Annotated in this window: 8 protein-coding genes and 1 tRNA gene; all 9 read left to right on the top strand. The window is 42.0% G+C overall.

Annotated features, from left to right (window positions below; genetic code table 11):
* Window positions 1-170 precede the first annotated feature (170 nt).
* Window positions 171-344: a phosphinothricin acetyltransferase gene (locus HMPREF1321_RS12185; protein ID WP_083832724.1), complete on the top strand. Its 174-nt coding sequence runs from the start codon at window positions 171-173 to the stop codon at window positions 342-344.
* A 715-nt stretch (window positions 345-1,059) separates the two neighbouring features.
* Window positions 1,060-2,010: a type IX secretion system membrane protein PorP/SprF gene (locus tag HMPREF1321_RS04250; RefSeq protein WP_009417025.1), complete on the top strand. Its 951-nt coding sequence runs from the start codon at window positions 1,060-1,062 to the stop codon at window positions 2,008-2,010.
* Between the two features lie 17 nt (window positions 2,011-2,027).
* Window positions 2,028-2,393 (top strand): dihydroneopterin aldolase, encoded by a 366-nt coding sequence (folB, locus tag HMPREF1321_RS04245; protein ID WP_009421515.1) that lies wholly within the window; start codon window positions 2,028-2,030, stop codon window positions 2,391-2,393.
* Window positions 2,394-2,438: 45 nt separating this feature from the next.
* A tRNA-Cys gene (locus HMPREF1321_RS04240) sits at window positions 2,439-2,509 on the top strand.
* 47 nt (window positions 2,510-2,556) lie between these two features.
* The gene (locus HMPREF1321_RS04235) at window positions 2,557-2,937 is read left to right on the top strand and encodes a hypothetical protein (RefSeq protein WP_009421516.1); all 381 of its coding nucleotides are present in this window, start codon (window positions 2,557-2,559) and stop codon (window positions 2,935-2,937) included.
* Between the two features lie 116 nt (window positions 2,938-3,053).
* A complete protein-coding gene (locus HMPREF1321_RS04230) occupies window positions 3,054-3,533 on the top strand; it encodes a regulatory protein RecX (protein ID WP_009421514.1) in 480 nt (159 codons plus the stop codon).
* Window positions 3,523-5,181, top strand: coding sequence for a DUF6909 family protein (locus HMPREF1321_RS04225; protein ID WP_009420532.1), 1,659 nt, complete (start codon window positions 3,523-3,525; stop codon window positions 5,179-5,181). The genes HMPREF1321_RS04230 and HMPREF1321_RS04225 overlap by 11 nt, the downstream gene beginning before the upstream one ends.
* Window positions 5,182-5,332: 151 nt before the next feature.
* The gene (locus HMPREF1321_RS04220; RefSeq protein ID WP_009421517.1) at window positions 5,333-10,807 is read left to right on the top strand and encodes an alpha-2-macroglobulin family protein; all 5,475 of its coding nucleotides are present in this window, start codon (window positions 5,333-5,335) and stop codon (window positions 10,805-10,807) included.
* Window positions 10,808-11,051: 244 nt separating this feature from the next.
* A partial coding sequence (locus HMPREF1321_RS12180; protein WP_034575678.1) for a hypothetical protein occupies window positions 11,052-11,304 on the top strand: 253 nt, incomplete at its 3' end.

Here is an 11,304-nt window from a genome sequence, read left to right as displayed (position 1 = left end):
TTCGAGGCGAAAGAAAGAGGAAGAGGTGATAGGCCTTAGGCCACAGGCAATAGGAGGGAGTGTGACGGAAAAAATAATGAAATGACGAATGACGAGAGACGAATGACGAGAGACAAATGACGAAGAAAATGTGATGAAAATCTCTCGCGGACTTCCCTCGCAGAGGGGGAATGTGGCGAATCATTTATTCAGTAAACCCCCGAACCCCCGAAGGGGGACAAGCTGGAAAAGGTGACAAACTTCCCCCTTCTCACATACTCCGTTCTCGCGGGACACATACCCAGCTATCGCTGGCTACCTCAATGAGGGGGAATGTGGCGACGGAAAGGAGAAGGGATAATTAGGGAATTAGCAAATTTAGAAATTAGCAAATTAGCAGTGAAAGCACGAGCTAAAAGCTCGCGCCAGCGGAGTAAATGGGGAAGTGTGAGGTCTTAGACCGTAAGCAATAGGGATGTGACGGAAAGAAAATAGGCGGATTGAAAAATTAGAAAATTAGTAGTGATAGCACGAGCTAAAAGCTCGCGCCAGCGGAGGGCAAAGTTGAACCTCCTATAAAGCGACCTCCAATGAGGTCGGGCAGACAGAATAGTTAAGACTTGTGGGACGAGTGGAGGAAGAATAATGCCGGAAGGGTGATTTTAGAGTGATGTGAGGAAGAAGTTTTGTGGTTTATAGAAAATTTTCATCATTTTGAAACGTTAAAATTGTTTAGGTGGGGTCATTAAGATACGGTGTTTTTTACACATATAAAAAAACGCATCAAAAGCCGTTTTTAGCATTATAATCTTCATAAAAAAGTATAAATAGGCTATTTTTATATGTTAATTATTCACAAAACATAAAAATATAAAAAGCTGAAAAACAGCTTCAAAAATGTTAATAAAAATATAAATGTGTTAAATATGCACATTTTTTTTGTAAAAAAATAGTGCAGTAAAAAAATAATGAGTATATTTGCTGAAAATTTTGCACACTATAGCTACGTACTATATAGGTGTTGTGAGATAATTAGTAATTTTATAGCAAGAAAATAGTTTAAGTAAATTTTTATCGACAATGAAAAGAATAGTATTGTTAATGCTCGCACTATGCACAATGGGAGGGAAAGCTCTTTCGCAAGAGCTGAACTTGCCACAAATGAACCAATATTTGGCAGATAGCGAATTTCTTATTGCCCCTACCTATGCAGGTATTGGGGACTTTGTGAGAATACGTCTTTCAGCAGGTACTCAATGGGTAGGCGTTAAGGGCGCTCCTGATTATCAATCGCTTGCGGGAGATATGCGTTTAGGAGAACGCAGTGGCGTGGGGCTTATGCTTTATAATGACCGCAACGGGAATACCAAGCAAATGGGGGGTAAAGCTACGTTTGCGCACCACCTTACACTTGACCGTTATGACAACCACTTTATTTCATTTGGTATTTCGTATGCCTTAAACACTTTTAGGATTGATATCGACAAGTTCGACAATATTCCTGACCCACAAGTTACTAACGACCGCTTTACTGTGAATCACAACTTTGATGTAGCGGTGCTTTACCGCTATAAAAGATGGTTCGTAAACCTATCGGGTTTGAACATCTTAAACAAGGATATTGAGCGTTTCTACAAAGAAGAGCCTAAGGCTTTGCGCAACTACCTTGTTTACGCAGGATACCGTTATAAAAAAGACAAGAACAGTCGTTTTGAAATAGAGCCTTCAGTACTTTATCAGTACTACGAAAGCGACGGGCGTTCTACTACTGATTTTAACCTTAAATTCCGCTGGATGGATTTAGACGATTATTATTGGGTAGGGGTGAATTATCGCTCGTTAAATGACCAAATCTTCAAACCACTAAACATTGGTCCTATGGCGGGGCTCAAACGCGGAATGGTGTACTTTGCATACTCTTACCAACTCCACTTAAACGAACTTATCAGATACAACTCAGGTACTCACGTGGTAACCTTAGGTCTTGACCTATTCCAAGGAGTAAGTAACTGTAAATGTGCACAGCGATAGTAGTATAACAATATAGAATGCAACATATTATCTTAAAGAATATACGCGTTCACGCTAATCACGGGTGCCTTGCTGAAGAGGGAATTATAGGGAGTGATTACCGCGTGGATGTGAAGGTGAAAGTTCCTCTTGAAAAAGCTATTAAAAGCGACCGGCTTGCTGACACGGTAGACTATGTACACTTGAACAGGATTGTAAAAGAAGAGATGGCTATACGGTCGGAATTATTAGAGCACGTAGCGGGTCGTATTATAGACAGGATATTCAAAGAACTTTCTGAGGTTCAGAAGATAACACTTGAGATTGCAAAAATCAATCCCCCTATTAATGGCGACGTAGCCTCGGTGAGTGTAAAAATAAAACAGAAAAAACTTGCTAATTAAAAAAAAGTTAGTAACTTTGCACGCTGATACTACAAAACATAAAAAGGCATCGTGGCCGAGGGGCTAGGCAGAGGTCTGCAAAACCTTTTACAGCGGTTCAAATCCGCTCGATGCCTCACTTTTTAAGTAATTTATTAATCCACAAAGTAAAAATTTCAAAAAGATGACAAACGTTTTAGACAAATTTATTCAGGATGTAAAAGACAATATTCCTGGATTTATCGCCGTTTCAGTAACTGAAGTACGTTCAGGGGTTTCTTACGGCGCAGAATCAGTAGATCCTAGTTTTGATCCTAACTTAGCTTCTGCTTATAACTTAGAGGTAATAAAAGCTAAACAAAATGCGCTTCAAGCATTAGGATTGGTTTCTAAGGAAAAAATAGATGAGATTGTTATTGTTCTTACTGACCAAAATCACATTATTGATGTGTCAGCGAATGGTAGTTATTTCGTTTATTTAGTAGTAGACTCGACTAAAGCAAACTATGGTATAACAAGAGCTTTACTCGCTAAGTACAAAAAAGATTTAGCAGCTATATTCTAATCACAGATCTAATTCCCACACAATTAAGTTAGTAAAAGATTGTAAAGAAGTTATTATTAAAAGAAAGCTACCGTATTGGTAGCTTTTCTTGTATCTTTGCCCAATTACAAAATATAATGGAAGCTACTGCAAAGACCTATACCATACAAGAGGCAAAAGAGCGACTGGAAGCCTATTGTGCCTACCAGGAACGTTGCCACCGGGAGGTAGTAACGAAGCTGCGTGCGATGGGTATGATACCTTTGGCTATTGATGATATAGTGGTACACCTGATACAGAACGGCTTCCTAAACGAAGAGCGCTTTGCTAAAAGCTTTGCCCGTGGGAAGTTTCGCATCAAAAAATGGGGACGCGTGCGCATAGAACGGGAACTGAAGACCAGAGGGCTTTCGGATTACAATATTGAAGTGGGCTTAGAAGAAATTGACGAAGAAGAATACATAGATACTTTCGAGATAGTGGCTGAGAAAAAACGAGCTACCATCAGAGAAAAGAACCTTTATAAAGCTAAAGCTAAACTGGCTAATTACCTACTGTACCGCGGTTGGGAGCCGGATTTGGTTTATGAGAAAGTAGAAGAATTATATGAAAAGTAGAGCACAGGAATCCACGAACGCTATAGAGCGTATGTATGTAACGATGAGACACCTCTTTTCAAGGGGTTTCTATAAACCTATGGGTATCTCGGGCGAGGCACTACGCGAATCACTACTGGTATTGCGCCCAGAAATCTATGGTAGTATTGCTGAGAGCAAATCGGAACTGAGCGGGCTTATTTACGTACTTGACCGTCTGCCTGAAGGGATTGAGCAGTGTAAATACATCAACCTAATTGCTGATGAGGGATACCGCCAATCGCACTTCAAGCCTATTATCCCACCAAAACGTCGTCGCAATTGTTACCGTATAGACCCTGAGCAGATGAATATTGAAATCACTCGTGGTCGTTCGGATATTTACGACGTGCTTACGCACCTTACTTTCCTATTTATAGAGTCACACAAAATCGCCGACCGCATTCTGTTAGACGACAATAAAATTTCGCACGATTGGGCAAAATTAGAAGCCAATATACAAAAGAATAAACTCACCCTCGCCGAGCGTGAGGCTACCTTTATACACATAGGCAACCTTTTAGGGCGCACTTTTGAAGAGGTGCTGGGAGCTTACAAGGCCTTAGCTACTCCTACCCTACCCGACCGTTTTATCCACATTATTTACTGGTTAGGTAAGCTCGCTCTGAACGAGCGCGTGAATGACGATAAACGCACTATCACCTTTAGCACTGTATTGCGCGAGCGTATCGGGCATCACCTGCACGGAGAGATATGGGCGGAACACATCAAACATATATTACTAAAAAATGGACTCTTAGAACGCCCGTTACACATCATCAGTGCCAATATGCACAGCGTGATGAACAGCTTGTTTGCTGAAAAAGCACTTGCCAAAGAAGTGGAAGTAAGCTCACGTATAGAACTCTTCGAGCTCCTAAGTCTGCCCGAAAGTGAACCTTTACGCAAAAAAGTGAAGGAATACGCTCATAAACACGGAATGATTTCGGTAGACGATACTTCTGGCACAAACATCGATGTGCAACTGTTTGACACTGCCAAAATAGACTTTACAGATACACCATACGAAGTACATCATCTTGAAAAGGGTGAAAAACCTGTGATATTAGTAATGGACTACGCTTTTGGTGAACAAGCCTTTGAGACCATAGATGAACTCCTAAAACCTTATCACAAAGGAGGCAAAACCTATTTCTTAGACGTGCTTTCTATCTCAATTATGGGTAAGGCAGGCATCTTGGAAGGCGAGAAAGGAGACCTGATGATTCCTACTGCACACATCTTCGAAGGTACGGCAGATAACTATCCTTTCCACAACGAATTTACCAAAGCCGACTTTGAAGGTAATGGGCTAAAAGTGTTTGAGGGCTCTATGATTACTGTGCTAGGAACTTCACTACAAAACAAAGATATATTAAAATTCTTCCTACACTCTACGTGGAATGCAGTAGGCTTGGAGATGGAAGGTGTACATTACCAAAAAGCCATACAGTCGGCTTCAAAAATACGCAAGAGCATACGTGAAGATGTGAAAGTGCGTTATGCCTACTACGCTTCCGACAATCCTTTGGAAACTGGTAGCACTCTTGCCTCAGGAGGCTTGGGTACTACGGGAGTAAAGCCTACCTACCTCATCACCTTTAAAATATTAGAGCAGATTTTTAATTAAGTGCGAGCCACACAGGCAGTCGTAACAGTACAAGCAATTAAAGTGAGCGACACAAGTATTATTTTTAGAGGGTACGCTTTTTCAGAAAGCATTTGCTAATTTAATAATTAATTCCTACCTTTGTACCTTAAAATATTAGTGTCATCAAAATATGAAAAAAATAAGCTTTGTACTGATAGCGTTGTTGGTCGCTATCGCTTGTAAGAAGAATGTAAATTTCAACAGCGACCCACTAGCTTTTAAAGATTATATTTCAGGGTATACCTCAGGGCTTATCTCTGCTCACTCAGGAATAAAAATACTACTGAATGAACCTTTGTCGCAAGACAAAATGGACAAGGTGAGCGACCTTAACCTTTTTGAGATTTCGCCTAAGGTGAAAGGAAAAGTGGTGTGCGTAAACCCTACACTTGTAGAGTTTGTGCCTGAAAAACCTTTGGCTCAAAACACAGAGTACCGCGTGTCGTTTCACGTGAAGAAGCTCTATGCAGTACCAAAAAAGGAACTGGAGATTTTCAACTTTACAGTGAAAACTTTTCAACAAGCCTTTCGAGTAAGGTCAAACGAGTTACAGTCGTACAACCGTGATTATTATTTTCTTAGTGCTGAACTCTTGGCTAATGACCAGATACCTTACGAAACCGCTAAAGAGATTTTAAAAGCAACTCTTGATGGGAAGAAAGTAGGAGTGAAGTTCCAGTCGCAAGGCACTAATAACAAGTTTGTGATTATCTTCGACAGCTTGCCTCGTCTCAACAAAGAACAAACTCTCCAAATAAAATGGGACGTTAAAGAAATACCTGAAGAAAACCTCATACCTTTCTCTTATACTATTCCGCAAAAGGGGGTGTTCAAGGCACTAAACGCTAAAACCGATGGTGCCAATCAGGCTTTTAGTGTAAACTTTTCTGACCCCTTAGAAAAAGAACAAGATTTTACAGGACTCATAAGCCTCAGCAATACCAATACAGCACTGAAATACAGCGTAAACGGCAATGTGGTGAAAGTCTTCCGAGAGGAGCAAAAAGAAGGCGACTACAAGGTACACGTTTCTAAAGGTATCAAGAATATCTACGGAGACCGCTTGGAAAAAGAAGCGACTTTTGACATCAAATTTTTACAGCAGAAACCCGATATTCGCTTCCTTAAGAGCGGTACTATCCTACCGAGCTCACAAAATTTGAAAATCAACTTCCAAACTATCAACTTACGCGCGGTGAATGTAACGGTATACCGCATTTTCGAGAACAATATCTTTCAGTTTTTACAAGATAACGATTTGGGTGGAGGCTCGTATATACAGCGTGTAGGTAAGCCTATTGCACGCAAAGTACTGAAACTGAACGACAGTGCGCTCTATCCGCTGAACGAGTGGAACACTTATTCGCTCGACCTTGCTTCGGTGATTACACCCGAACCAGGGGCAATTTACCGAGTAGAATTAGGAATGACCAAAAACTATTCACTCTACGCTTGTGGTGCTAAAAACGAAGAACCTCTTGACCTTTCGTTTGAACAAAAACCATTAAATGACGACGATGTAACCTACTCTCAATACTATGATTACGACGAAGAATTCTATTGGGAAGAAGATGAGGATAGTCCTTGTAAAGACAATTATTACTACGGCAGAACGGTGGGTACCAATGTGCTTGCTTCCGACCTTGGGGTAATTGTAAAGAAAGGACAAACGAACAACTTTACCATAGTAGTAAACGACTTGCTCACTACCAAACCGGTAGATGGAGCAATAGTAGAGGTATTCAGCTACCAACAACAGAAAATACAAGAAGGCAAAACCGATAGTAAGGGAATACTACGGTTAAATCTCAGTAGCCGTGCTTACTTTGCCAAAGTGAAAAAAGACAAATTCACTACTTATGTGAAGTTAGACGACGGCGCACCACAGTCGGTAAGCAAATACGATGTAGATGGTATGCGCTTACAGAAAGGGCTCAACGGCTTTATCTATACCGAACGTGGGGTATGGCGACCCGGTGATAGCATTTATGTGGGCTTTATCTTGAATGACTTTGCCCAAAAGACCCCTGAAAAACTGCCTATCAAACTGCGCTTTACTGACCCTTACGGCAAGGTGATAGCCGAGCGTATGCAGAGTAGCAATCCTACTAACCAGTATGTATTTGGACTGAAAACCAACTCCGATGCGCCTACGGGCAATTGGAATGTGAGTATCTCGGCAGGGGCTACGAAATTCAGCAAACGCATCAAAATTGAAACCATTAAGCCTAACCGCTTGAAGATAGAGAACAACCTCAACGGTAAACTTATCAGTCAAAAGGGCGACAATGTGCGCTTGCAAGTGTTGTGGTTACACGGCACTCCAGCAGGTAATACAGGTGTGAGCGTGAAAGCGAAGTTCTACCCCTTAGAAACTGCCTTCAAAGGTTATGAAAAATACGTGTTCAACAATCGTGCTTATCAGTTTGAGAGCGAAGAGATGAATGTATTTGAAGGGCGTACCGATAGCAACGGGAATGCGAATTTCTACTTCAGAACGAACGACTTAGATGCTCCTGGTATGCTAAAAGTGAACTTCCTCTCCCAAGCCAACGAAAGTGGTGGCGATTTCAGTACCGATGTGAGTACCGCTTCTTTCTCACCTTATAGTGAGTACGTAGGTTTACGTTTGCCCGAAACCAACAAATACGATTATTACAACACCCAACAAAACCACACTTTCGATGCAGTAGTACTCAGCGAAGACGGCAAACCACTTAGTCATAAAGACGTATCAGTAACCGTGTATAAAGTAGGCTGGAACTGGTGGTGGGACGCTTCGAACCAGAATATCTCTACCTATAATAGTAGTAGTAGCAATGCTATTTACACCACTAAAAACATCACTACCGACAGCAGTGGTAAAGCACGTTTTACACTCAATATTCCGGATGCCGACTGGGGTCGCTATTTTATTATGCTTACCGATGACCAAAGCGGTCATAAGTGTGGCACGACTGCTTATTTTGACTGGGGTGACTGGACTGGCAAATCGCGTGGCAGTGAAGGTAGTGAAGCGGTAATGCTCGCTTTGGGTACTAACAAAAAAGAATACAGCGTAGGTGAAAAAGCTAAGATTAGTTTCCCGTCAGACAAAGGTGGACGCGCGCTCATCTCGGTAGAAAACGGGAACGATGTACTCGAAACTCACTGGGTAGAGACTGCTAATAAAGAAACTACTTTTGAGGTACCTATCACCAATAAAATGACGCCTAATGTGTATTTCTATGTTACCCTCTTGCAACCACACAACAAAACACTCAATGATGCGCCCATACGCCTCTATGGGGTGATACCGGTGAAGGTGATAGACAAGAATACCGTCCTCAATCCTATAATCCAAATGCCCGACCGATTGACTCCTAACCAAAAAGTAAGTATCAAGGTAAGAGAGAAATCGGGTAAACCGATGACTTACACTTTGGCTATCGTAGAAGACGGACTCCTAAACCTCACCCGCTTTAAAACTCCTAACCCTTGGAATACTTTCTTTAGCAAAACTGCTCTTGGAGTAAAGACTTGGGACGTGTACGATGATGTAATAGGTGCTTATGGAGGTACTATCAATCAAGCGTTCAGTATAGGAGGAGACGAAGATTTAGGCGGTGCTGATGCACAGAAAGCAAACCGTTTCAAACCTTTTGTGATATTTAGAGGTCCTTTTGAACTGAAAAAAGGGGCAGGTAATACCCATACCGTGAAAATTCCTAACTATATGGGCTCTGCTCGTGTGATGGTAGTAGCCAGCGATGTGAAAGGCAACGCCTATGGTAGTGCTGAGAAAAAAGATATACCTGTGGTGAGTCCGTTATCGATTTTGGGTTCCTTACCACGCAAAGCAGTGCCTAATGAGAAAATCGTGTTGCCGGTAACCGTTTTTGCTATGGAAAAACAAGTGAAGAACGTATCGCTACAAGTAGAGACTAACGGTTTGTTTAAAGTAGTAGGTACACGCAACCAACAGTTGCACTTCGATAAAACAGGGGAGCAAATGGCATACTTTGAACTTGAAACCACCTCGCAAACAGGTATCGGTAAGGTGAAAATCATTGCTACTTCGGGTAAGGAAAAAGCGACTTATGAGGTGGAAATGGATGTGTACAACCCTAACCCTGTAACTTATGTAGTACAAAACGCCGTACTACAAGGCGGACAGTCGCATTCTCTCAATATCAATCCCTTTGGTGAAAAAGCTAAGACTGTATTAGAAGTATCGAGCTTCCCAGGTGTGAACCTCACTCAGCGTTTGGGTTATCTTATCGCTTATCCGCACGGTTGTAGCGAGCAACTCACCTCAGGGGCGTTTCCTCAACTTTTCTTAGCTGACTTTGTAACCCTTTCTAAAGAAAAAGCCGATGAGGTGAACCGCAATGTAAGTGCTACCATTAGCAAATTGTATGAAAACCAACTCTCTAATGGAGGCTTTACCTACTGGAAAGGAGGTAAATATGCCGATGATTGGGTAACCTCGTATATAGGTCAGTTTTTTGTAGAAGCTGAGAAGAAAGGTTATGTATTGCCCTCAGGTAGCAAACAGCGTTGGCTCGACTATCAGAACAATGAGGCGCGCCAATGGCGTTACGAGGGTAAATACCAAAACGATTTTGCCCAAGCCTATCGCCTCTATACCTTGGCTCTTGCCGGAAGTCCTAACATAGGCGCTATGAACCGCTTGCGTGAACTTAGTGAGCTCACTCCTAACGCTAAACGCACTTTGGCAGCTGCCTACGCTCTTGCCGGACAAAAGCAAACCGCTGAAAAACTCTTCCTAACTACCGCTATAGACGATGATGCCGATAGCTATTACGGCTCGGTGTTGCGCAATAAAGCAATGGCAATGGAAACCGCTTTGCTTATCGGTAGGAAAGAAGATGCAGGACGTTGGGCATTGGAGATTGCCGAAAAGCTTTCGACTAACGATTGGCTCAGCACGCAAACTACAGCCTATTCGCTTTATGCAATGGCAAAATACGTACAAAAGAACAAGAGCGGTAGAAATATAGCAGCTAGTTATACTTTGGGTGGTAAAACCGAAAACTTAAAATCTACCGAGCCAATACTACAGAAGACGCTTACAGCCAAAGGCAATGAGACTTTACAAGTGAAGAACAACGGCAACCAAACCCTTTATGTACGCCTCATTACCAGCGGTATATTACCTGTAGGCAAAGAGCTCGCTATGCAAAACGGACTTTCGCTCAACACGACTTACTGCGATAACAACGGACACACACTTGATGTGACCAATTTGCGTCAAAGCACTCAGTTTGTAGCTACTATTGAGATTACAAACCTCACAGGGGAGAGAGTAGACAATGTAGCACTCACCCAAATTATCCCTTCGGGCTGGGAGATTGTAAACACCCGCTTTACTGACTATGATGAAGGTGATGACAACGGCTATATAGACTACACTGATTTCCGTGACGACCGTGCGAATTTCTACTTGTCGCTGAAAGCCAAACAAACGAAGTATATCAAGCTCAAGCTGAATGCTTCGTATGCGGGACGCTATTATCTGCCTGGTACTTATGCTGAGGCAATGTACAGCAACCGCTACAACACCCGTACCAATGGTAGATGGGTAGAGATAATTAGGAAATGAGAGAATGAGAAAATGAGAAAATGAGAAAATGAGGAAATTAACAAATAAGATGTGATATAGAAACTGCCTGCAGTAATGTGGGCAGTTTTTTATTTGAAAGATTTCTGGAAGGCTCGGAGGTGCGAGGTCGTAACACGGCAACCGTAGCACGGCAGGCAACCGTAGCACGGCAGGCGGGAAAAAAATTAGCAGATTAGCAAATTTGAAAATTAGTAAATGGGAGGTGTGAGTTATACAGGCAGTAATGGAGTTATCGGGTGATTCGGACTTGTCGGACGGAGGTAAGACGAGATTGATGGCTTTATTGAAGAGAGCTGAGGGGATAGAAAGATATCGGAGAAGTTCGGAAGGGAGAACGTGGGTAAAAGGTAAAAGAGGAGCTGTAAAATGGGTGGGGTTAGCTTATAGAGAGCTTATAGGAAGCTTATACGAATCTTGGACGATTGGTATAGAAAGGGTATATAAAGAGTTGACTCATAGTATAATACAGCGATGCA

This window comes from Capnocytophaga sp. oral taxon 412 str. F0487 (genome assembly GCF_000271925.1).
GTDB classification, from domain to species: domain Bacteria; phylum Bacteroidota; class Bacteroidia; order Flavobacteriales; family Flavobacteriaceae; genus Capnocytophaga; species Capnocytophaga ochracea.
The sequence above is the reverse complement of the archived record's forward strand: the minus strand, read 5'-3'. Positions and strand labels throughout refer to the sequence as shown.